The sequence below is a fragment of the Mycobacterium sp. NGS69 genome (assembly GCF_059812165.1).
In genome coordinates this window covers 135,903-157,027 of sequence record NZ_JCALCD010000010.1, presented here as the reverse complement: position 1 = coordinate 157,027, position 21,125 = coordinate 135,903, and the positions used below count along the sequence as shown (strand labels likewise).

At 68.6% G+C, this 21,125-nt stretch carries 19 protein-coding genes and 1 pseudogene; 9 read left to right on the top strand and 11 right to left on the bottom strand.

The window, feature by feature from the left end; genetic code table 11:
- Together AC5Y2S_RS25615 and AC5Y2S_RS25610 are read left to right on the top strand one after the other, a co-directional pair.
- Entirely contained in the window at nucleotides 1–783 is a 783-nt protein-coding gene (locus AC5Y2S_RS25615; protein WP_499959197.1) for a 3-hydroxybutyrate dehydrogenase, read from the top strand.
- Between the two features lie 212 nt (nucleotides 784–995).
- On the top strand, nucleotides 996–2,033 hold the full coding sequence (locus AC5Y2S_RS25610) for a PE family protein (RefSeq protein WP_499959196.1): 1,038 nt from the start codon (nucleotides 996–998) through the stop codon (nucleotides 2,031–2,033).
- Nucleotides 2,034–2,057: 24 nt separating this feature from the next.
- Here AC5Y2S_RS25610 and AC5Y2S_RS25605 read toward each other — a convergent pair whose 3' ends face one another.
- From AC5Y2S_RS25605 to AC5Y2S_RS25575, 7 genes are all read right to left on the bottom strand, one after another.
- The gene (locus AC5Y2S_RS25605) at nucleotides 2,058–2,798 is read right to left on the bottom strand and encodes a VldE C-terminal domain-containing protein (RefSeq protein WP_499959245.1); all 741 of its coding nucleotides are present in this window, start codon (nucleotides 2,796–2,798) and stop codon (nucleotides 2,058–2,060) included.
- Nucleotides 2,799–2,841: 43 nt separating this feature from the next.
- Nucleotides 2,842–4,479 carry an L-lactate permease gene (locus AC5Y2S_RS25600; RefSeq protein ID WP_499959194.1) on the bottom strand — a complete coding sequence of 546 codons (1,638 nt, stop codon included), beginning with the start codon at nucleotides 4,477–4,479 and terminating at the stop codon, nucleotides 2,842–2,844.
- Between the two features lie 220 nt (nucleotides 4,480–4,699).
- Entirely contained in the window at nucleotides 4,700–5,176 is a 477-nt protein-coding gene (locus AC5Y2S_RS25595) for a DUF6632 domain-containing protein (protein WP_499959192.1), read from the bottom strand.
- A 17-nt stretch (nucleotides 5,177–5,193) separates the two neighbouring features.
- Nucleotides 5,194–6,156, bottom strand: a complete 963-nt coding sequence (locus AC5Y2S_RS25590; protein WP_499959191.1) for an RNA polymerase subunit sigma-70 — start codon at nucleotides 6,154–6,156, stop codon at nucleotides 5,194–5,196.
- Nucleotides 6,140–6,877, bottom strand: coding sequence for a DUF899 domain-containing protein (locus AC5Y2S_RS25585; RefSeq protein WP_499959190.1), 738 nt, complete (start codon nucleotides 6,875–6,877; stop codon nucleotides 6,140–6,142). Before AC5Y2S_RS25585 ends, AC5Y2S_RS25590 begins: the two co-directional genes overlap by 17 nt.
- A 49-nt stretch (nucleotides 6,878–6,926) precedes the next feature.
- On the bottom strand, nucleotides 6,927–7,232 hold the full coding sequence (locus tag AC5Y2S_RS25580) for a hypothetical protein (RefSeq protein ID WP_499959189.1): 306 nt from the start codon (nucleotides 7,230–7,232) through the stop codon (nucleotides 6,927–6,929).
- An 87-nt stretch (nucleotides 7,233–7,319) separates the two neighbouring features.
- Nucleotides 7,320–8,243 (bottom strand): NmrA family NAD(P)-binding protein, encoded by a 924-nt coding sequence (locus AC5Y2S_RS25575; RefSeq protein WP_499959187.1) that lies wholly within the window; start codon nucleotides 8,241–8,243, stop codon nucleotides 7,320–7,322.
- A 224-nt stretch (nucleotides 8,244–8,467) separates the two neighbouring features.
- On the opposite strand from AC5Y2S_RS25575, the pseudogene AC5Y2S_RS25570 reads away from it, so the two are divergent.
- Nucleotides 8,468–10,704: pseudogene (locus AC5Y2S_RS25570) on the top strand (MMPL family transporter).
- A 66-nt stretch (nucleotides 10,705–10,770) separates the two neighbouring features.
- On the opposite strand, the gene AC5Y2S_RS25565 reads toward AC5Y2S_RS25570, so the two are convergent.
- A complete protein-coding gene (locus tag AC5Y2S_RS25565) occupies nucleotides 10,771–11,022 on the bottom strand; it encodes a three-helix bundle dimerization domain-containing protein (protein ID WP_499959186.1) in 252 nt (83 codons plus the stop codon).
- A 104-nt stretch (nucleotides 11,023–11,126) separates the two neighbouring features.
- Between AC5Y2S_RS25565 and AC5Y2S_RS25560 the strand changes: the two genes are divergently transcribed.
- Nucleotides 11,127–12,158 carry an epoxyqueuosine reductase gene (locus tag AC5Y2S_RS25560; protein WP_499959185.1) on the top strand — a complete coding sequence of 344 codons (1,032 nt, stop codon included), beginning with the start codon at nucleotides 11,127–11,129 and terminating at the stop codon, nucleotides 12,156–12,158.
- Between the two features lie 107 nt (nucleotides 12,159–12,265).
- Here the strand turns inward: AC5Y2S_RS25560 and AC5Y2S_RS25555 are convergent, their stop codons facing one another.
- Both AC5Y2S_RS25555 and AC5Y2S_RS25550 read right to left on the bottom strand, forming a co-directional pair.
- Entirely contained in the window at nucleotides 12,266–12,586 is a 321-nt protein-coding gene (locus AC5Y2S_RS25555; protein WP_499959184.1) for a DUF732 domain-containing protein, read from the bottom strand.
- Between the two features lie 96 nt (nucleotides 12,587–12,682).
- A complete protein-coding gene (locus tag AC5Y2S_RS25550; protein WP_499959182.1) occupies nucleotides 12,683–13,045 on the bottom strand; it encodes a DUF732 domain-containing protein in 363 nt (120 codons plus the stop codon).
- 338 nt (nucleotides 13,046–13,383) lie between these two features.
- Here AC5Y2S_RS25550 and AC5Y2S_RS25545 point away from each other — a divergent pair, with 338 nt between their 5' ends.
- Nucleotides 13,384–14,256 (top strand): CDP-alcohol phosphatidyltransferase family protein, encoded by an 873-nt coding sequence (locus AC5Y2S_RS25545; protein ID WP_499959181.1) that lies wholly within the window; start codon nucleotides 13,384–13,386, stop codon nucleotides 14,254–14,256.
- On the top strand, nucleotides 14,253–14,888 hold the full coding sequence (locus AC5Y2S_RS25540) for a lysophospholipid acyltransferase family protein (RefSeq protein WP_499959179.1): 636 nt from the start codon (nucleotides 14,253–14,255) through the stop codon (nucleotides 14,886–14,888). Before AC5Y2S_RS25545 ends, AC5Y2S_RS25540 begins: the two co-directional genes overlap by 4 nt.
- Nucleotides 14,889–14,897: 9 nt before the next feature.
- On the opposite strand, the gene AC5Y2S_RS25535 is transcribed toward AC5Y2S_RS25540, so the two are convergent.
- Nucleotides 14,898–15,803, bottom strand: coding sequence for a phosphatidate cytidylyltransferase (locus AC5Y2S_RS25535; RefSeq protein WP_499959178.1), 906 nt, complete (start codon nucleotides 15,801–15,803; stop codon nucleotides 14,898–14,900).
- Nucleotides 15,804–15,969: 166 nt separating this feature from the next.
- Between AC5Y2S_RS25535 and AC5Y2S_RS25530 the strand changes: the two genes are divergently transcribed.
- The 3 genes from AC5Y2S_RS25530 to AC5Y2S_RS25520 are packed head-to-tail and all read left to right on the top strand — an operon-like array spanning nucleotide 15,970 to nucleotide 21,085.
- Nucleotides 15,970–17,775 (top strand): N-acetylglutaminylglutamine amidotransferase, encoded by a 1,806-nt coding sequence (locus AC5Y2S_RS25530; RefSeq protein WP_499959177.1) that lies wholly within the window; start codon nucleotides 15,970–15,972, stop codon nucleotides 17,773–17,775.
- Nucleotides 17,772–19,568, top strand: coding sequence for an N-acetylglutaminylglutamine synthetase (ngg, locus tag AC5Y2S_RS25525; protein ID WP_499959175.1), 1,797 nt, complete (start codon nucleotides 17,772–17,774; stop codon nucleotides 19,566–19,568). The genes AC5Y2S_RS25530 and ngg overlap by 4 nt, the downstream gene beginning before the upstream one ends.
- Before the next feature lie 53 nt (nucleotides 19,569–19,621).
- Complete coding sequence (locus tag AC5Y2S_RS25520) at nucleotides 19,622–21,085, top strand: MFS transporter (RefSeq protein ID WP_499959174.1); 1,464 nt, start codon at nucleotides 19,622–19,624, stop codon at nucleotides 21,083–21,085.
- The last annotated feature ends 40 nt before the right edge of the window (nucleotides 21,086–21,125 follow it).

The following is a 21,125-nucleotide window of genomic DNA, read 5'->3' as shown; positions in this document are numbered from 1 at the left end:
ATGCTCCGTGGAAAGTCGGTACTCGTAACGGGTTCCACGTCCGGCATCGGCATGGGCATCGCGCGCGCGTTCGCCGCCGAGGGCGCGAACGTGACCCTCAACGGCTTCGGTGACCCGGCGGCCATTGAGCGGCAACGGCGCGACATCGAGGAGACGTTCGGCGTGACCGCTGCCTATTCTGCGGCCGACGTGACCAAGCCGCGGGAGATCGCCGACATGATCGCCGGTGCCGAAAAGGCCTTCGGCGCAATCGATGTCCTCGTCAACAATGCGGGCATCCAGTACGTGGCGAAGGTGGAGGAATTCCCGGTCGAGAAGTGGGACGCCGTCCTCGCGACGAATTTGTCGGCCGCCTTCCACACTTGTCGGTGCGCATTGCCCGGGATGAAAAGCCGTGGCTGGGGCCGGATCATCAACATCGCTTCGGCGCACGGCCTCGTCGCCAGCGCCGAGAAGGCGGCATATGTCGCGGCCAAGCACGGGCTCGTCGGACTGACCAAGGTGGTGGCGATCGAGACCGCCGACCACGGCATCACGTGCAACGCGATCTGTCCGGGCTGGGTGATGACGCCCCTGATCGCCCAGCAGATCCAAGCTCGCGCCGACGCGGCGGGCAAGACGTTCGAAGAGACCAAGCCGGAATTCGTCGGCGAAAAGCAGCCGATGACGCGCTACACCCAACCGGAGGACATCGGCGCGCTCGCGGTGTTCCTGGCCGGCGATGCGGCCGCCACCATCACCGGCGCCAGCTATTCGATCGACGGCGGCTGGACAGCCCAATAGGCGAAATACGTCACGGCGCCGAGCGTTTCGCTGCCCGGCGCAATAAAAGCCGTTTGACGGCTGTCGCTCGGGGCGCCGCCCGCGGATGAGGCTATTCGGCCGGTGCCGTTGCTGAAAAACGGAGTTTTCATAGGCATTTCGGCAATATCCGATTAAGATCCTATTGCTCCGGTCAACGGGCGACCGTCGCGGTGCACCGGCGGGAGGCACATATGTCATATCTGGTGACGGCTCCAGAACAACTGCAGTCTGCGGCCGAAGGTTTGTCCGGTATCCGCACGTTACTGTCCGGGTCCGCCGCCTCGGCCGCGGCGCCCACGACGGCGGTGGCCGCTGCGGCCCAGGACGAGGTATCTGCTTTGGTCGCAACGCTATTCAGCGATTTCGGCCAGGACTTTCAAGCCATCAGCGCCCAGGCCAACGCGTTTCACGAGGAGTTCGTCGGCTTGATTAGCGCGGGTGCGGGCGCCTACCTCGGCACCGAGGCGGCCAACGCCGCGGCCGCCGCCGCGGCCGACCTGGACCTCTCGTCGTTCCTCGGCGGCAGCGCGAGCCTGAACCTGAACGGCGGCGTGGTGACCCTGCCGCCGATCCTCGGTGGTGGCGTGTTCAGCGTGCCATCGCTCATCACCGGGGGCGTGCTGGATCTGCCGCCGATCTTGGGCGGAGCAGAATTGACCGTGCCCCCGATCTCGGCCGTCGGGTCCTCGATCGCGACCGCCTTGAGCCCGATCGTCACCGGCGGCGTGGTGGCCCTGCCCGCGTTCCTGGGCGGTGGCGAGCTGACCGTGCCGTCGATCCTCGTCGGCGGCGTGATCGACCTGCCCGCAACCCTCGGCGGTGGCGTGCTGGGATTGCCGTCGATCATCACCGGTGGGCTGCTGAGCCTGCCCTCCAGCCTGGGCGGCGGCGTGTTCACCGTGCCCCCGATCACCACCGTGTTGACGCCAATCCTCGACGGTGGCGCGGTGACCGTGCCAACGTTCCTGGGCGGGGGGCAGCTGAGCATCCCGTCGATTCTGACCGGCGGCGTGCTGAGCCTGCCCCCGATTGCCGGCGGCGGGGACGTGAGCATCCCGTCGATCCTGACGGGCGGCGTGCTGAGCCTGCCCTCGAGTGTCGGCGGCGGGGACGTCGGGATCCCCTCGATCATCACCGGCGGCACGCTGACCCTGCCCCCGAGCCTCGGCGGCGATCAGCTGACGGTGCCCCCGATCACCGGTAGCCTGCTGGGCCTCCTTCTCGGCTGACCGCAATCTCGAAGGCGCCGTTGATCACTCGGACGGCGCGGGCGTCATCGACCCGATGAAGTACGTCTCGTGACCGGTCGGGTAGCCGCCGCCGTTGGTGGCGATGTGAACGTGGTCGTAGTGGTTCAGCGTTTCGTTGCCCAGGTTCGACATCCAGCTCGGCGCGCCGACGCCCGGGTAGATCTTCTGGCGCCAGATCACGTGGTTGATTCCCCACCGTTTCGCGTTCGCCAGGGCGTACCCGGCGATTTCGTTGCCGAGCTGGATGCCTTCCGGGCTGGCGTGGTTGGGGATCATCACGTCGATCGCGAGCCCGTTGGGGTGCCACGGCAGGGGATCCTCGCGATAGCCATAGATGGTGGTGATCTCCGGGAACAGCACGCTGATGGCGCGGGCCGCCCAGATCGTCTTGACCTGCAACCGCTGCTCCGACGCGACGCCGGGAGACAACGGGAACAGGAATTGCTGGGCGGCGGCGGGCGCGCCCGCGGCCAGCTTTTCCACCTCCGCGGGGCTGGCGATCTGCGGCGCCGGACCCGCCGGCGGCGGCGCGGCGACCGGGCCGGGGGCGGCCGCGGCGATCGGCGGCACGGACGGCGCGGCCGCCTGGGCCGCGGCCGGATTGCCGGGCGGCTTGGCGCCCTGGGCGTAGATGGGCTTGGTGCCCTGGGCGTAGATGATGGCGGCCGAGACCACCAGCGAGGCCGCCAACGCCAACCAGCGGCTCCTGCCAATGGCTAACACGCCTTTGCGCACGAACAGCAGCTTAGCGCCGTGAGTGACGTCCGCGGCAATCTTTTTCGAAGAATCAGGGCACCATCCAGGACAGCACCGAGGCCTGCAGCCCCGACAGCGCGCAAATGAAGACCAAGAACAACAGGCTCCAAATGAGGACCCGGCGGAAGATGTCGCCTTCCTTGCCGTGCACGCCGACTGCCGCCGCACCGATGGCGAGGTTTTGCGGCGAGATCATCTTGCCGAGCACACCGCCGGAGCTGTTGCCGGCGGCCATCAGCACCGGGGACAGTCCCGCCTTGGTGGCGGCGGTCACCTGCAGGGCGCCGAACAAGGGATTCGACGACGTGTCGGATCCCGTCACCGCCACACCGAGCCAGCCCAGGATGGGGGAGATCAGCGCGAAGGCGCCCCCCGCCCCGGCCATCCAGGTGCCAAGGGTGATGGTCTGCCCGGACGCGTTCATCACGAATGCCAGTGCCAGCACGGCCATTACGGTGACGATGGCCCATCGCAGCTGATGCAGTGTCGCCCCGTAGGCGCGGAGCGCCCTGCCCACCGACAGGCGAAGCGCGACCATGGTGAGCACGCCGGCCACCAGCATCTGGGTCCCCGGCGTAGTGAGCAGATTCAAGGTGAAGTTCGGCAGCGACGACGGGGCGCCCTTGGCGGTGTAGAGGTGCAGGCCCGGCCAGTGCACGACGAAGGTCGCCTTGTCGAGGAGCCGCTTCACGGCCGAGATTTGGCAAATCACGAACACGGCGATGACGATCGCGTAGGGCGCGTACGCGCGCAGTACCTGGGCCTGGGAGTCGGGAGTCACGCTGCGCTCGGCGAAGTCCGGGGTCGGCGTCTCGGCCGCGCCGCCGGCAATCACCGGCGCGCCAACGTGTTCTGCGCGGCGGGGCCTGATGCGCACCACCGCGACGACCGCGCCCGCCGACAGCAGGGACGCGATCACGTCGGCCAGCGGCACCGACACGAAGTTTGAGGTCGCGTATTGGCCCAGGCCGAAAACTACGCCGCCCGCCACCGCGGGGATCCATGTTTCGCGGACGCCGCGCCGGCCGTCGACGATGGCGACCAGCGCCAGGGGGACGAAGACCGCCAGGATCGGGGTTTGGCGCCCGACCATCGCGCCGAGCGTGTCGGTCGGCAGCCCTGACGTCTTGGCGAGCGTGATGATGGGCGTGGCCATCGCGCCGAATGCCACCGGCGCGGTATTGGCGACCAGCGCGAGCACCGCCGCCTTGATCGGCTTGAATCCCAGCGCCAGCAGCATCACCGAGGTGACCGCCACCGGCGTGCCGAACCCGGCCAGCGCTTCGAGCAACGCGCCGAACGAAAACGCGATGATGATCGCCTGGATCCGGTGATCGTCACTGACCGTCGCGAAGCTTCGGCGCAGCACATCGAAATGGCCTGTCTCCACCGTCATCTGGTACACCCAGATCGCGTTGATCACGATCCAGAGGATCGGAAAGAACCCGAACACCGCGCCCTCGGCGCCCGCGAGTGCCGCCTGCCCGACCGGCATGCCGTAGACCGCGGTCGCGATCGCGATCGCGACGGCCAGCGACACCGCCGATGCCAGCCAGGCCCGCAGCCGCAACACCCCGAGCATCACGAACAGCGCGGCCAGCGGCAGGGCGGCCACCAGGGAGCTCCAAGCCAGCGAGTGGGCGACGGGATCGAGTATCTGGCGATACATGGTGCGCACCTTCCGGACGGAAGGGTGTACGCGCTGTCCGGTAACCAAACCCCTTGAGCGGCAACGGGACTCGATGGCCGGCGTGGCACGCCACCGTGAGGGAAGTCGTTGTCGTAACTGTGCTCTACAAGGCACTCTATATCCGCGCGCGTCAATCGCAGCGTTGCGTTTTGGTGCGGAGGCCTTTCGCGACGTTGTTAGCCGCGGCGCCTTTCAGCGTTCACTTCGAATTTATCCGGGCGACAGGCTCTTTGCGCCGCCACAGGTAGATGCCGAGCGCGAGGACCAGCACGAACGGTATGTCGGTGAGGAACTTGCTCCAGTAGTGATCGAACTCGGTGGCCGCCTGGGCGGCCATCAACAACCCGTGAACGAGATTGGCCCACATGGTGAAACTGAGAAACGACGTGTAGCCGTTTGGGTTGCCGGCGGCGCGCAGCAGGAAGATCCCCCACACGACGTAGATCACCAGCAGCATCGGGGGAACGTGCAAATGTTCGCTCCCGCAACGCACGTCGTTCCAGATCGTCCAGTTCAACGCGCCGCCGTGCTCGGCCAGCAGCGGCGACTGCGCGACGAAGCCGACGAACAGCGGCACAAAGATCGCCAGCGTCAGCACGCCGTAGATACGCAGAAACACCCGGAAAGCCCTCGGGCCTCGCGGCGGGGCTTGTTTGTCGATTCCGGTCGCGCTCATTTTTGTTGTCCTTTCTTCTACGCCATCACCGGCAAGTCGAAACGTCCCAGCGACGCGACGTCCATGAACGCCACGACGTGGGAGATGCCCTGTGCGGCAACGGTGAGCACGTGCAACGAGTGCAGCCGCTGCCCGCCGGCCGGACCGGTGTACAACGCCGCCGTCGGCTGCCCGTTGGCCGAGGTCCGGATGACCGACGCCCCGCCCAACACGCGCATCCGTCCCCCGAGGAACCCCCCGACGTCGTGCACACCCCGAAACCAGGTGAGAAATGGCGGCATTTCGTACATCGCGTCCTCGGTCAGCACTGCCATGAGCCCGGCCACGTCGGCGTTTTCGAACGCGGCCACGTACCGGTCGAGCAGCTCTCGTTGCCGGGCCTCCGACGGCTCGAGCACGCTGTCGTGGTCGGCCGGCAGCCGCGAACGCGCCCGCTGCAGCGCGCTGTTGACCGCCGCGACACTGAGCTCCAGCACAGCCGCGACCTCGGCCGCGCTCAGGCTCAGCACGTCGCGCAAGATCAGCACCGCCCGTTGGCGGGGCGTAAGCGCCTGCAACGCTGCGACGAACGCCAACCGCATTGTGTGACGCCCGGCGACCACCGCGGCGGGATCCGCCAGGGAGCCGGTCAGCGCCGAATCGGGCGCCGGCTGCAACCAGGCCAGCTCCGCCGAGCCGGCCTGCACGGCGGCGAAGACATCCATCGCCGGACCGGTGAGGTCCGACGGCAGCGGGCGGCGGTTGTGTCGCTCTATCCCCTTGAGGAAGGCGCGGGTGGCGATGCGATACAGCCACGTGCGCAGCGACGAGCGTCCCTCGAAACGGTCATAGGCGCGCCACGCCTCGAGGTACACGTCCTGCACGATCTCCTCGGCGTCGTCCAGCGAGCCGAGCATTCGGTAGCCGTAGGCGATCAGCTCGCGCCGGAACGGCTCGGCCAGCCGGCCGAAGTCCTCGTTGGTGTCAGTGGTGGTGGGCATGGCCGTCCGATGCTCCGTAGGTGTCGTGCCACGGCCAGGCGTTGATGTAGCGCTGGCGGCCCAGCGGGGTCAGGTCCAGCAAGCGGTAGGTGCTGAGCATGACGTCGGCGCCCACCCCGTAGGCCGAATAGGTGTGGAAGACCGCGCCGTCGTCTTGAACGAAAACGCTGATGCCCTGGCCGTCGGCGCCGTCGGCGGCCGCGTAGTCCAGGCCCTCCCGCAGCAGCGTGGCCTTGTCCTTGTAGTTGTATTCGACCGGCGCGACCGACTCGTCGCTGGTGACGTGGAAGTCGTAGTTGAAGTCGCTGCCGTGCGATGAGTAGAACGGCAGCCGCCAGCCCATCCGCGCCTTGAACCGGCTCAGCCGCGGGTACGGAGCCCGCGATACGAGCGCCAGCGTGGTGTCCGCGCCTTCGGTGAGGTGGACGGGGTCGGGCATGTTGTCGACGGCAAAGGAACAACTAGGGCAGCCGTCGTCGATGTCGTGCAGCCACATGAAGTGGTAGACGATTAGCTGGCTGCGGCCGTCGAACAGGTCGATCAGCCGTGCGCGGCCGCCGGGGCCCTCGAAGACGTAGTCCTTGTCGACGGGCACCGCCGGCAGGTCGCGGCGTTTCTCGGCCAGGGCGGCCAGCTGCCGGCTCGCGGCCTTCTCCTCGGCCAACAGCTCCAGCCGCGCGGCACGCCACTCCTGCCGGGGAGCGATGCGCGAAATCTTCATCGAGATCTGCCTCCTTTCACCAGATATTGAGGATCGGCCGGGCCGAAACTCATCGCTTCCTGCCGAAGTAGGCGCCGATCAGCACGGCGCGGCTGATCACCGGCGGTGTCGCGAGGCGCTTGTCCAGCTCGCGGTGGAACTCCCGGTCGGCGGCGCAACCCGCGAAGGGGTCTGCGGTGCCGTCGAACACGGCGACGTGCAGGAAACCCGTTAAGTCCTCGAACTGGAACGCCTGGTAGTCCAGGCCGCCGGGATCGCGGCCCCTGAGCTCGTCGACGACCCGCTCGATCAACGCCCGGTTGTGCGCGGCCGAGTTTGCGTTGGTGTGGTACTGCACCACGGCGGCTCTGCGCATTCCGGTCACCCCAATCGGCCCGTCCGCGCCAGCCGGCGCGGCAGGTCCTCGACGTCGCCGGTCGCGCCGATGACGGTGACCGGTCCACTAGGCATCCCGGTGGGCCTCCTGCGCTACCCCGAACGCGGTTCGGTGTTGGCCAATGAACGCTTCCAGCGACTGCGGCGCGACGCCGCCAATGGTTTCGACGACGTCGGTCACCGCGTCGAAACCACCGCGTTGGTGACTCTCGGCCACCCGCGAGAGGTGCTCGATCAAATACGGAGTCATGACGTCGACCTGCGCCAGGGCCTGCCTCCAGGCCTCGCCCGGGATGTCGACGTATTCGACGGGGCGGCCCAGCACCCGGCTGAAGACGCCGGCCTGCTGCGTCATCGTCAACGACGCCGGTCCGGTGGGCAGATACGTCTTGCCACGGTGCTCGGCCGGATCGATCAAGATGCCGACGATCACGCGCGCGAGGTCTTCGCCCCCGATCGGGGCGTGGGCCCCGCCGCCGTACGGAAGATAAATCTTGCCCTGGGCGCGAACGGTCGGGGCCGCGACGTTGAAGAGATTCTCCAGAAAAAACGGGGGCCGCAGGTGCGTGACGCCGATTCCGGAGCGGTCCAGCACCCGCTCGGCCACCCAATGTGCGCGAGCCGCGGGGCTGCGATGATCGGGGCCCGCCGTGATTTGAGACATGTTCACCACGGATTGCAAGCCCGCCTCCGCGCCGGCCACGGCGAAGGTCGCGGTGGCCTCCAGCAGTCCTTCGGCCAGCGGATACGTGAAGTACGCGCGCTGGACCCCGTCCAGCGCGGCGCGCACGTCGCGGTAGTCGCGGAGATCGCCGACGGCGATCTCGGCCCCGAGCCGCCTGAGTTGGTCAGCCCGTTCATCGGAGCGACGAACGAACGCGCGCACCGGCAGCCCGCGTGCGAGCAGTTGTCGTGCCGTGTAATTGCCAGTAGCTCCGTGGCTTCCGCCCGCACCCGCAATCAGGTAGCGCGTGGGCGTCTCCTGCGCCATCTTTGTTTCCTTTCGTCGGCAAACACGCTGAACGCCTATACAGAGGCGGCGTGCCGCTCAAACTCATCGGCGCTGTCATTTCCGGTGCGCCCGTTTCGTCGTACGAGGCCGACGTCGGGGAAGGAAGCCGTCATGCCCAGCACCTGACGGCTAGGGTATGACGGCCGGTCGGTGCTGGTGTGGCTCCAGGGACCTGAACTGGAACGCTGTGGAGAAGGAGTGTCGTGCTGTCGAGAATCACCGGTCTCGCCATCGTCGCGCCGCGCCGCGTCATCGCCGCTGCCGTCTTCGTCATGATCGCCACCGCGATCTTCGGCATCCCGGTGAGCAAGTCCCTCCTGCCCGGCGGGTGGTTCGATCCCGGCGCGGAATCGTCGCGGGCGTCGGCATTGCTCTCCCAGAAGTTCGGCCAGGGCGACATGGTCATGCTGATCACGGTGACCTCCGACAGCGGCGCGCGGGCCCCCCGGGCGACGGCGGTCGGCACCGATCTCGTTCGGCGGCTGCAGAATTCGCCCCACATGGGGCAGGTGCAATCCGCGTGGACCGCGCCACCGGCCGCGGCGCCCGCGTTCGTCAGCAAGGACGGCAAGACGGGCCTGATCGTGGCCGCGATTTCCGGCGGCGAGGCCAACGCCCAGAAAAACGCCGAGCGCCTATCGCACGAACTCGCCCACGACCGCGACGGCGTCACGGTGCGCTTCGGCGGCGAGGCAACCGTCACCTGGGAGGTGGACGAGCAAACCCGGGACGACCTCTTGGTCATGGAATCGCTGGCGCTGCCGCTGAGTTTTGTGGTGCTGGTCTGGATCTTCGGGGGGTTGTTCGCCGCGGCGCTGCCGGTGGCCGTCGGCGGGTTCGCGATCCTCGGTGCGATGGCATCGTTGCGCGCGGTCTCGCTGTTCGCCAACGTGTCGATCTTCGCGCTGAATCTGACCGTCGCGATGGGCGCCGCGCTGGCAATCGATTACACGCTGCTTATCCTCAGCCGCTTTCGGGATGAGTTGGCGGACGGCCAAACTCGCGACGCGGCGCTGATCCGCACGATGGCGACGGCCGGCCGCACGGTGTTGTTCTCGGCGCTGACGGGGGCGCTGTCGATGCCACGATGGCGCTGTTCCCGCAATACTTCCTGAAATCGTTCGCCTATGCGGGTGTCGCGGTGGTCGCGTTCGCGGTGGCCGCCGCGGTCGTCGTGACGCCGGCGGCGATCGCGCTGCTGGGCGAGCGACTCGATTCGCTGGACGCACGCCGGCTCGCGCGGCGGCTCCTGCGGCGGCCCGCGCTCGAGCCGGCTCCGGTCGAGCGCCGCATTTGGTATCGATGGACGAGGTGCGTCACGCGCCACGCGGCGCCGATCGTGATCGCCATCGTCGCGCTGCTGTTGCTGCTCGGCTCACCCTTCCGCGAGGTGCGGTGGGGCGTCGTCGACGACCGGGTCCTGCCCACCTCGGCGTCGGCGCGCCAGATCGGCGACCAGTTACGCGCCGGCTTCCCGGGCAGCGGTGTCCCCGACGTTACCGTCGTGCTCCCGAACGCGACCGGACTCGGCCCGGCCGACCTCGACGCCTACGCCGCCGCGCTGTCGCGGGTCCCGGACGTGTCGTCGGTATCCGCGCCGGGCGGCACGTTCGTCGGCGGCCGGCCGGCGGGGCCGCCGACGGGGCCGTGCGCCGTCACAGACGGCGCCGCCTTCATGACCGTGGGCACGACGGCGCCGCTGTATTCCGCCGCCTCGAACGCGCAGCTGGACCGGCTGCACGCCGTCGCGACCCCGTCGGGGCGGCCGGTGCAGCTCGCGGGCGCCGCGCAGAGCAATCGCGACACCGTGCACGCGATCACGACGCACCTGCCGCTGGTGCTCACCATCATCGCCGTGATCACGCTGGTGCTGGTCTTCCTGATGACCGGGAGCGCGGTGCTGCCCTTCGAGGCGCTGGTGACGAACACCCTGTCGCTGGCCGCGGCATTCGGCGCGGTGGTGTGGGTGTTTCAGCAGGGGCACCTCGGCGGGCTCGGCACCGCGGCGACCGGCACGATCGGGGTCGACCTGCCGGTGTTGTTGTTCTGCATAACTTTTGGGCTTTCCATGGACTACGAGGTCTTCCTGATCGCGCGGATCCGCGAGTATTGGCTCGCCTCACACCGGGGCTGGGGCGCGAACGACCGGAGCATCGCGCTCGGCGTGGCCCACACCGGCCGGGTGACCACCGCCGCGGCGCTGATCATGGCGATCTCCTTCGTGGCGCTGATGGCCGCGCAGGTGTCGCTCATGCGGCTGTTCGGGTTCGGGCTCACGGTCGCGGTGCTGGTCGACGCGACGCTGGTGCGGATGCTGCTGGTGCCCGCGGTCATGTACGTCCTCGGCCGGGCCAACTGGTGGGCGCCCGAATGGTTGGCCCGGCTGCATGACCGGGTCGGGTTCAGCGAGAGCGGGACGGTTACTCAAACAACCGATTAGCGGGCGATCAGCCGCCGGATGTTGTTCGGCGTGCAAAGCGGGCCGCGGCGGGGCGAGCCCGTCTGATCAAACGGCGATGGCCTGATCGGCCGCCGGCTCGGAGAGCGGTCGGCGGCCGGTCAACAGGAGCAGCGCGAGTTCCTGCGCCGCGAACCGTTCGACGAGAAGGGGGACGTACTCGCGCACCGGCCTGCCCTCGAACCGGGCATGAACACCCCCCACGACCGCGGTCACGGTTTCGGCCGGGATGGTCGAATACTTGCTGGTCAACCGATCGGCCACCTGAGCGATGATCGTCTGTTCACTCAACTCGATCACCGCGCCAGATTCGCATGGGCTTCACGGCGAAGTCAAACACCGTTAACGACGCGCCCGCGGGCCCTTCGGCGCGCCATAGCTGAGTATTGTGTACTATACCGAGAATGGCGGAAAAACTCCCGGCCAAGCTGGCCGGCCACCCCACCGTGAAGAAGGTGAGCTCCCGCCAGAAGCGGAGCCCCGGCGTGCTCGACGCCGATTGGCTGAGCGAGCTGTGCCTGGCCGCCGGCGCCGACGACGTCGCGTTCGCCGGCGTGGACAACCCCGATCTGGCATCAGAGGTCGAGCATGTCCAGGCCGCGCTGCCGGGGGCCAGGAGCTACATCTCGCTGGTGGTCAAGATGAACCGCGACAATGTCCGCTCGACGGCCCGCAGCGTCGCGAACCAGGAGTTCCACCGCAGTGGCGAAATCCTCAACGAGTCGGCACACCGCATCGTGCGCCGGCTGCAGGACGCCGGTTATCGGGCCCTGAACCCGTCGGCGACGTTCCCGATGGAGATGGACAACTTCCCCGGCCGCATCTGGGTGGTGGCGCACAAGCCCGTCGCCGTCGCCGCGGGCCTTGGCGTTATGGGCATCCACCGCAACGTGATTCACCCCAGGTTCGGCAACTTCATCCTGCTCGGCACGATCTTGGTGGACGCGCCGATCAGCAGCTACGGCGAGCCGCTGGATTACAGCCCTTGCCTCGAGTGCAAGTTGTGCGTGGCGGCGTGTCCGGTCGGCGCGATCGGAAAGGACGGCGATTTCGACTTCGTCTCTTGCTCGGTGCACAACTACCGAGAGTTCATGGGTGGGTTCACCGACTGGGTGCAGACCATCGCGGACAGCGCCGACGCGGACGACTTCCGTTCGCGGGTCAGCGATTCGGAGAACGCGTCGATGTGGCAGAGCCTGTCGTTCAAGCCGAACTACAAAGCCGCCTACTGCCTGGCGGTGTGCCCGGCGGGGGAGGAGGTCATCGAGCCCTACCTCGAGAACCGAAAGGGTTTCATGGACTTGGTGCTGAAACCGCTTCAGGACAAGAAGGAAACCCTGTACGTGCTGCCGAACTCGCGGGCGAAGGCGCACGCCGAACGCCGCTATCCGCACAAGCCGGTGAAGGTCGTCGACAGCGGTATCCGGGGCCGCTAGGGATTGAGGGCGACAACGTCTACGTACGCGCCTCGAGTGCCGCCGGTTTCCAGCGAGGTGACGGAAGACCAGGTGGACCTGTGGTCCGCGTGACCGGCGCGCGCGCCTTACCCGGTGGTCGTCCGGTATTGCGGGCAGTACGCGGACGACGACAGCCCCAGGAAGAAGCCGGCCTGCCTGGCCGAGAGGTTCGCGTCCTTCATCAGCTTCATCACCAGCAGGGGGCGCGTCGTGCCCTGGTCGAGCAGGGCACACATGTTGCGGCCCAGCTGGATGGCCACGGTGTTGTCGGAGATCGGGATCGCCTGGCTCGCAAGGGCCGCGATGAAAGCGTCATCGTTCGGGTCGGCCGACGCCGGCGCGGCGGCGCACAGCACGGCCGCGATGAATGTCGACCACGTCGCAAGACCTACCCTCGCGTGGGCCACGGTTCCTCATTTATGCGGGCGAATTTGCGTCCAGTCAAAAATAACGCGGCCGCACCTCAGGGCGACAGCAGAAAGTCCTCAGACGCGAAGTCGGGCTCACATCATCGGCGGGAACGGGACCATCCAGTTCATCGAGTTGTCGGTCTTTCCCCGGTATTGGGGGCAGTAGGCGGCCACAGAAAGTCCGACGAAGTAGCCGGCTTGCTTCGGGTTGAGATCGGTGTCCTTCACTATCCGCATCGCCGCCGCGGTCGACGGCTCGCCCTTATCGAATGCGGCGCACACCGTGTGACCCATCGAAACGGCGGTGCCCCGGTCGGACATGGCGATCCCGTTTTTCGCGAGGGCCGCGACGAACGCGTCGTCGATCGGCTCCGCCGAGGCGGGCGCCGCGCCGAGCAGCGCGACCGCGGACAGTAGGACCCCGCAGGCCGTCGACCACGCGCTCGTGCCGGTCATGGCCTCCCTCGAAACGGGTGAATCGGCTCCAAGTCAAGAACGACTTGGTTGAACGGTAACCGAAATCTGCACATCCCTCTCGCCGAGCGGCCGCAAGAATTCCGCAAGAACTTCGCGACGAAGCGGCAAGCGCCCGGGAGCAACGTATGGGTTGCCGGTCACGGCCACCGGCCCGCACGAAAAGTTCGCGAGAAAAGTGTCCGACCGCGGGGGAGCGGTGGCTCTTACCAATGCGAGCGGCCCACCGGGCCCCGGTCGGAGATCTTGGGACCGGTAGCGGCCCGGTACGGGTCAACTTGCACACAACTACAGACCACTAAACCCGAGAGGAAACCCCGGTGAGCACCGACCTCGACAACGCGCCGACACAGCGCACGCGCGGCATCAGCACGCTGACCCCGGTGAGCGAGCCCCGCATCGCTCACCGCGGCTGCTACGCGTCGGGATCGCGCGCGCTCGCGGTGACCGAGACGTCGACGCTCCCCCGGATCAGGGTCGTCGCCCCCGCCGCCACTCCGGTGCCCGCGGCAACCAAGGCTCCGCGCAAGTGGCAGGGCCTCTACGCGCTGAAGCCGTGGTACACCCGCCGCTTGACCCCGATCGTGAACGTCGCGGTGCGCCGGAACATCTCACCGGACGTCTTCACCCTCGCCGGCGTGCTGGCGGCGGGCGTGGCCGGAGTGACGGTCGCGCTGGGATGGTGGCCCCTGACGGCCGTGTTCCTGGCGCTGCGGCTGGCCGGGGCCAACCTCGACGGCGCGGTCGCCCGCGCTCGCGGCGTGAGCCGGCCGTGGGGATTCGTCGTCAACGAGATCGGCGATCGCGCCTCGGACCTGTTGACCTTCGCGGGCCTCGCGGTGTGGGCGGCGCGGCAGCGCGGCCCGGGCCTGCACTGGCTGTCCTGGCCGGTGATCATGGTGCTGGTGGCCGCGCTGGCCGCGACGCTGCCCACTTTCGCCTCGCTGGCCGGAGCCGCCGCCGGCGCGCCGCGCCGCAACGGTGGCCCGCTCGGCAAGACCGAGCGCTGCCTGTTCGTTTTCTTGGCCACCGCCTTCCCGGTCATCCTGCCGGTGGTGTCGACCCAGCTGGTGAACGGCTCGCTGATCACCACCGCGCTGCGGCTGCGGGCCGCCCACCGGGAGCTGGCGGCCAAGCGCCAGGACGGGCCGGCCGCGCAGGCCGCGCAGGAATTGGCGGTGCTGGCATCATGACCGCGACCCGGATCAGCAGCGTGCTGCGACACCGGCTGTGGCGGGCGGTGTGCGCCGTGTCCGGCGGGCTGACCGTCACCGGCCGCTGGCGCGTGCCGGGCGGCTGCGTGGTGGTGGCCAACCACTCCTCGCACGCCGACACCGCGGTGCTGCTGGCCGCGCTGCCAGCCGGCACCCAGCCGGTGTTCGCCGCGGCGGCCGACTACTGGTTCGACGTGCCGGTGCGCCGGTTCGTTGCGTCCTCGCTGATCGGCATTCTGCCCGTGCGGCGGTCCGGGAAGGACACCTACGCCCAGCTGCTGGCCGCGGCCCGACCGGCGCTGAAGGCCGGACGCACCGTCGTCATCTACCCCGAGGGCACCCGGTCGACGGACGGGAACATCGCCGAATTCCGTTCCGGCGCTGTCCGGTTGGCGCGCGACTGCGGCGTGCCGATCGTCCCGGTCGCGGTGCTGGGCACCGCGGAGGTGCTGCCCAAGGGCGCGAGCTTCATCTCCCACGCGCCGATGCAGGTCCGCATCGGGGGGCCCGTCGACCCGGCGCTCACGTCCGCGGCGCAGCTGCGGGAGCAGGTCATCGGCTTGCGGGACGGCTTCTCTCCCCAGCCGCTCGATCTGCTGCACGCCGCGTGACGCGGCCGGTCAGCCGAGGAGATAGGCCAGCGGGAGGACCAGCAACAGCGAATCGATCCGGTCGAGCAGGCCGCCGAAGCCCGGCAGCCAGGTACCCGCGTCCTTGACCTGGGCCTGCCGCTTCACCATCGATTCGACGAGGTCGCCGAGCACCCCGCCGAACGCCACCGCCACCAGCAGGCCGAGGGTCATCGTGCCCAGCAAGGTCAGCACCAGAAACGCGCCCACCACCGCGCCGACCAACCCGCCGACAGTCTTGTTGGGGCTCAACGGGGACAACGGCTTTCGCGCCCACCGGAAGTAACGCAGCCCCTTCCCGCCACACCAGGCCGCGACGTCGGTGGCCGCCGCCGCGAAGCACACCAGATAGGCGTCGGACCACAACGTCACCAGGTGCGCCAAGGACCAACAGATCCACACCGAACCGAACGCGGTGAAGGTGGTCCGCCTGCTCCCGTGTTCGACATCGCCGCTGAACACCGAGGGCAACGCGCATGCCAGCACGATGATCGGCGCGAGCCGCAGCAGCGGCGGATGCAGCCAGGCCGCAAGCGGATACAGCACGGCCAGCGCCAGCAGCAGGTACGTGTCGACCTTGCCGAGTTTCACCAGGCGCGCGTACTCGAACACCGCGACCACGGCCAGCGCGGCCGCCAGCGTCGCGGTGGTGCCCCGCCCAATCCAGATCGGGATGCCGACCACCGGCGCGATCATCACCCACGTCGTCCACCGCCGGATCAGTTCACGCCGGCGCGACGCCAGCACCACGACGCCGGCGATCACCAGGATCACCACGGTGACCCACAGGAAGAACACCGACCGCGCGTACAGGTGCACGTGCAGCGGACCGATGTCGAAGTTGAGCGGCAACCGCCGATCGATGTGCAGGATCCGCAGGTAGTAGTCGACCAGCATCAGCGTGGACCGTCCACATCAGCCTCCCAGCAAACTGCGGTCCAGGAAACGATAAGCCGTCCTGGCCGATCCAGGAAATGAAATCGCGGTATCGGGCTCGGTGTCGGCTACCTACGGTCGGGGCCGGGGCGCGCGCGTGGGTACGGCTCGCGGTAGGGTCAAAGAAGTGTGTGGACTCACCGGTGAGGTTCGACTCGACGGCCGGGTTCCCGACCTAGCGGCGGTGTCAGCAATGGCTGCCGTCATGGCGCCCAGGGGGCCGGACGCGGCGGGGGCCTGGTCACAGGGCCGGGTCGCCCTGGGTCATCGCCGCCTCAAAATCATCGACCTGACCGAAGCCGGCGCACAGCCGATGGTCGACTCGGAGCTCGGCCTGGCTGTCGCCTGGAACGGCTGCATCTACAACTACAAGGAACTGCGGCGCGAGCTCACTGACCACGGCTACCGATTCTTCTCGCACAGCGACACCGAGGTTCTGCTCAAGGCCTACCACCGCTGGGGCGACGACTTCGTCAGCCATCTGTACGGGATGTTCGCCTTCGTCATCGTCGAACGCGACAGTGGGCGGGTGCTGCTCGGCCGGGACCGGCTCGGCATCAAACCGCTGTACCTGAGCGAGGACGGTCATCGGATCCGGTTCGCGTCGACGCTTCCCGCGCTCATGGCCGGTGGCGGCCTGGACACCCGGATCGATCCCGTTGCGCTGCACCACTACATGACGTTCCACTCGGTGGTGCCGCCGCCGCTGACGATTCTGCGCGGCGTGCGCAAGATCCCGCCCGCCTCGCTGCTCGCCATCGAGCCCGACGGCCGGCGCAGCACCACCACCTACTGGACGCCGGACTTCACCAGGCGCGCCGACCGCTCCGATTGGTCGGAACGCGACTGGGAGGACGCGGTGCTGTCCACGCTGCGGGTCGCGGTCGAGCGCCGGCTGGTGGCCGACGTCCCCGTCGGCTGCCTGCTGTCCGGCGGGGTCGACTCCAGCCTCATCGTCGGTCTGCTCGCCGAGGCGGGCCAGCACGGGCTGTCGACGTTCTCGATCGGCTTCGAGTCGGCGGGCGGCGTCGAGGGCGACGAGTTCCGCTGGTCGGACATCATCGCCCGGCGATTCGAAACCGACCACCACCAGATCCGCATCGGGACCGACCGGATGCTGCCCGCGCTGGACGGCGCGATCGCCGCCATGAGCGAGCCGATGGTCAGCCACGATTGCGTCGCGTTCTACCTGCTGAGCCAGGAGGTCGCGCGTCACGTGAAGGTGGTGCAGTCGGGTCAGGGCGCCGACGAGGTGTTCGCGGGCTACCACTGGTACCCGCCGATGGGTTCGCCGGCGGCCGCGACGCTGGACGGGGCGGTCGCCGAATACCGCGGCGCCTTCTTCGACCGCGATTCGGCCGAGCTGGCGGGCCTGCTGGGGTCGGGCAACCTCGCGCCGGGCGACCCCAGCCAGCGCTTTGTCTCCGAACACTTCGCGCGCGCCGGCGCCGAAACCGGCATCGACCGCGCGCTGCGGCTGGACACGACCGTGATGCTGGTGGACGACCCGGTGAAACGGGTGGACAACATGACCATGGCCTGGGGATTGGAGGGCCGGGTTCCGTTCCTCGATCACGAGCTGGTCGAGCTGGCGGCGACCTGCCCCCCGGAGCTCAAGATCGCCCACGACGGCAAGGGTGTCCTCAAACAGGCTGCGCGACGGGTGATCCCGTCGGAGGTCATCGACCGGCCCAAGGGCTACTTCCCGGTCCCCGCGTTGACTCACCTCGAAGGGCCCTACCTGGACATGGTTCGCGACGCGCTCTACGCGCCGGTCGCCAAGGAGCGCGGGCTGTTCAACTCCGAAGCGGTCGACGCCCTGCTGGCCGACCCGAACGGCAAGCTCACCCCGCTGCGCGGCAACGAACTCTGGCAGATCGCCCTCCTCGAGCTGTGGCTGCAGCGTCATGGCGTGACGGGCCCGGCCGCATGACCGCCGTCGACCCCTCCGAGGATCACACCGAGGCCATCACCATGGGCCTGCACGACGCCTCCCCGCCGGAGCTGGTCGACGCGATGGCCAAGGATGTCGAGCTCGAAATGGGTTGGGGCCGACTGATTTTCGGCCAGACCTTCGCGGACGCGGAGACCCTGGCCGAGACCCTGCGCCGCGAGGTCGCCGGGCGGCGCGACATCTGCATCTACGCGCGCGAGTCCCACGTGGTGGTCGCCGGGGCGCCGACCGAACTTTTCATCGACCCGAGCCACACCTACCGGCTGCGCTTCACGGGCCATCCAGACGAGGAACGGCTGGCGCCGTCGCCGGTCGGCATGACGGTGCGCACCCTGAACGACCCGGACGACGCCGATGCCATGAACCGGGTGTTCGTGCGGTGCGGCATGGTGCCCGCGCCGGTCGAGACGATCTGGGACAACCACCTGCACCAGGATGCGGTCACCTACCTGCTCGCGGTGCGCGACGACGACGGTGCCGTGGTGGGCACCGTGACCGGCGTCGACCACGAGTTGCTCTTCTCCGATCCCGAGGAGGGCTCGAGCCTGTGGACGCTGGCCGTCGATCCCGCCGCGGCGCTTCCCGGGGTGGGTGAGGCCCTGACCCGGGCGGTGGCCGATCACTTCCGGCGCGCGGGCCGGGCCTACATGGACCTGTCGGTGGCGCACGACAACGCCGCGGCCATCGGCCTTTACGAGAAGCTCGGCTTCGTCCGCGTTCCGGTGCTGGCCATCAAGCGGAAGAACGCGATCAACGAGCCGCTGTTCACCGCGCCCCCGGAGACCGTCGAGGACCTCAACCCCTACGCGCGGATCATCGCCGACGAGGCGATGCGCCGCGGAATCTGGGTCGAGGTCCTGGACGCCGAGACCGGCGAGATGCGGCTCACCCACGGCGGTCGCAGCGTGATCACCCGCGAATCGCTGTCCGAGTTCACCTCGGCGGTCGCGATGTGCCGTTGCGACGACAAACGTTTGACGCGGCGGCTGGTCTCGGAGGCGGGCATCACAGTGCCGCGCGCGCGCCTGGCCACCTTCGACGACGGCGACTTCGCCTTCCTGCAGGAGGTCGGCGAGGTCGTCGTGAAACCCACCCGCGGGGAGCAGGGCAAGGGGATCACCGTGGGGGTGTCGGCCGAACGGGGCCCCGACGAGCTCGCCGCGGCGGTGGCGCGGGCGCGCCAGCACTACCCGGAGGTCCTCATCGAGGAACGCGTCGACGGTGACGACCTCCGCCTGGTGGTGATCAACGGCCGGGTCGTCGCCGCCGCGCTGCGCAGGCCGCCCGAGATCATCGGCACGGGTGACCACACCGTGCGGGACCTGATCGCGGCCGAGAGCCGCCGCCGCTCGGCGGCCACCGGGGGCGAGTCCAAGATCCCGATCGACGACATCACCGAGGCGACCGTGGCCGAGGCCGGCTGGCAGCTGGACGACGTACTGCCGCAAGGGAATCGGCTGCGCGTGCGGCGCACCGCCAACCTGCATCAGGGCGGCACGATCCACGATGTCACCGCCCAGGTGAACCCGGAACTGTGCCGCGTCGCGGTGGCGGCGGCCGAGGCGATCGGCATCCCGGTGACGGGCATCGACCTGCTGGTGCCCGACGTCACCGGGGCCGACTATGCGTTCATCGAAGCCAACGAGCGACCGGGGCTCGCCAACCACGAACCCCAACCCACGGCCGCGGCATTCATCGACTACCTGTTCCCCGGTCAGCCGGGCCAGCCACCGGCGTGGACTCCCGAGGAGTCGCGCTCTGACCGGGACTGAGCTTGCGATACGCCTTGTTTGGGTAGTTCTCTGCTCACCCGGATAGGAGTCATATGAGCGCAGGCGTGCAAACCGGCACCATCACCACCCATATCCCGGCGCGGCTGGACCGGCTGCCCTGGTCGCGGTTTCACTGGCGCGTCGTCATCGGACTTGGCGGCGTCTGGATCCTCGACGGCCTCGAGGTCACCATGGTGGGCAACGTGTCGTCTCGCCTCACCGAGAAAGGCAGCGGCATCGGCCTCAACCCCGCGCAGATCGGTGTGGCGGCGGCGTTCTACATCGCCGGGGCCTGCCTGGGCGCGCTCGTGTTCGGTCACCTGACCGACCGGTTCGGGCGGCGCAACCTGTTCATCCTGACGCTCGTGGTGTATCTGACCGCCACCGTCGCGACCGCGTTCGCCTTCGCGCCTTGGTATTTCTTCATCGCCCGCTTCTTCACCGGCGCGGGCATAGGCGGCGAGTACGCCGCGATCAATTCGGCGATCGACGAATTGATCCCCGCCCGGGTGCGCGGTCGGGTGGACCTGGTGATCAACGGGACCTACTGGCTGGGCTCGGCCGCCGGCGCGGCCGGGGCGCTGGTCCTGCTGGACACGTCGAACTTCGCGCCGAACATCGGCTGGCGGCTGGCCTTCGGCGTCGGCGCCATCTTCGGCATCTTCGTCCTGCTGGTCCGGCGCAACGTTCCCGAGAGTCCGCGCTGGTTGTTCATCCACGGTCGCGCGGAGGAGGCCGAGCGGGTGGTCGGCGAGATCGAAGGCGAGGTGCGGCGGGGGAGCGACAAACCGCTGCCCGAACCGGCGGGCCGGCCCCTCAAAGTTCGTCAGCGCGAGACGATTTCGTTCCGGGAAATCGCGAGGGTGGCGTTCACGATGTATCCGCGTCGCGCGGTGCTGGGGCTTGCGCTGTTCATCGGGCAGGCATTCCTCTACAACGGCGTCACGTTCAACCTGGGCACGCTGTTGAGCGGCTTCTACGGTGTCCCGTCCGGCAAGGTGCCGGTGTTCTTCATCCTCTGGGCGGCAAGCAATTTCATCGGGCCCCTGGCGCTGGGGCACCTGTTCGACACCATCGGCCGCAAACCGATGATCACGGCGACCTACATCGGCTCCGCCGTGGTGGCCGTCGTCCTCGCGGTCGTGTTCGTCACCCAGACCGGCGGCGCCTGGACGTTCATCGCGATCCTGGCGGTGGCGTTCTTCCTGGCGTCGGCGGGCGCCAGCGCGGCGTACTTGACGGTGAGCGAGATCTTCCCGATGGAGACCCGGGCGCTGGCGATCGCGTTCTTCTACGCGGTGGGAACGGCGATCGGCGGCATCAGCGGCCCGTTGTTGTTCGGTCAGCTGATCGATTCCGGACAGCGCGGTCAGGTGGCCTGGTCGTTCCTCATCGGCGCGGCGGTAATGGCGATCGCGGGCCTGGTCGAGCTGTGGCTCGGCGTCGCGGCCGAACGGCGCCCGCTCGAGGAGCTGGCGATGCCCTTGACGGTGGCCGACGCCGAGCGCGAGGAATAGCCGCCGCCAGCGATAGCCGTTGCGTTGGGTGTGCATCGTG

Coding starts and splice junctions, on each gene's coding strand:
- AC5Y2S_RS25615 (WP_499959197.1), top strand. CDS start 1: ATGCTCCGTGGAAAGTCGGTACTCGTAACGGGTTCCACGTCCGGCATC.
- AC5Y2S_RS25610 (WP_499959196.1), top strand. CDS start 996: ATGTCATATCTGGTGACGGCTCCAGAACAACTGCAGTCTGCGGCCGAA.
- AC5Y2S_RS25600 (WP_499959194.1), bottom strand. CDS start 4,479: ATGTATCGCCAGATACTCGATCCCGTCGCCCACTCGCTGGCTTGGAGC.
- AC5Y2S_RS25595 (WP_499959192.1), bottom strand. CDS start 5,176: ATGAGCGCGACCGGAATCGACAAACAAGCCCCGCCGCGAGGCCCGAGG.
- AC5Y2S_RS25590 (WP_499959191.1), bottom strand. CDS start 6,156: ATGCCCACCACCACTGACACCAACGAGGACTTCGGCCGGCTGGCCGAG.
- AC5Y2S_RS25585 (WP_499959190.1), bottom strand. CDS start 6,877: ATGAAGATTTCGCGCATCGCTCCCCGGCAGGAGTGGCGTGCCGCGCGG.
- AC5Y2S_RS25580 (WP_499959189.1), bottom strand. CDS start 7,232: ATGCGCAGAGCCGCCGTGGTGCAGTACCACACCAACGCAAACTCGGCC.
- AC5Y2S_RS25575 (WP_499959187.1), bottom strand. CDS start 8,243: ATGGCGCAGGAGACGCCCACGCGCTACCTGATTGCGGGTGCGGGCGGA.
- AC5Y2S_RS25560 (WP_499959185.1), top strand. CDS start 11,127: ATGGCGGAAAAACTCCCGGCCAAGCTGGCCGGCCACCCCACCGTGAAG.
- AC5Y2S_RS25550 (WP_499959182.1), bottom strand. CDS start 13,045: ATGACCGGCACGAGCGCGTGGTCGACGGCCTGCGGGGTCCTACTGTCC.
- AC5Y2S_RS25540 (WP_499959179.1), top strand. CDS start 14,253: ATGACCGCGACCCGGATCAGCAGCGTGCTGCGACACCGGCTGTGGCGG.
- AC5Y2S_RS25535 (WP_499959178.1), bottom strand. CDS start 15,803: ATGCTGGTCGACTACTACCTGCGGATCCTGCACATCGATCGGCGGTTG.
- ngg (WP_499959175.1), top strand. CDS start 17,772: ATGACCGCCGTCGACCCCTCCGAGGATCACACCGAGGCCATCACCATG.
- AC5Y2S_RS25520 (WP_499959174.1), top strand. CDS start 19,622: ATGAGCGCAGGCGTGCAAACCGGCACCATCACCACCCATATCCCGGCG.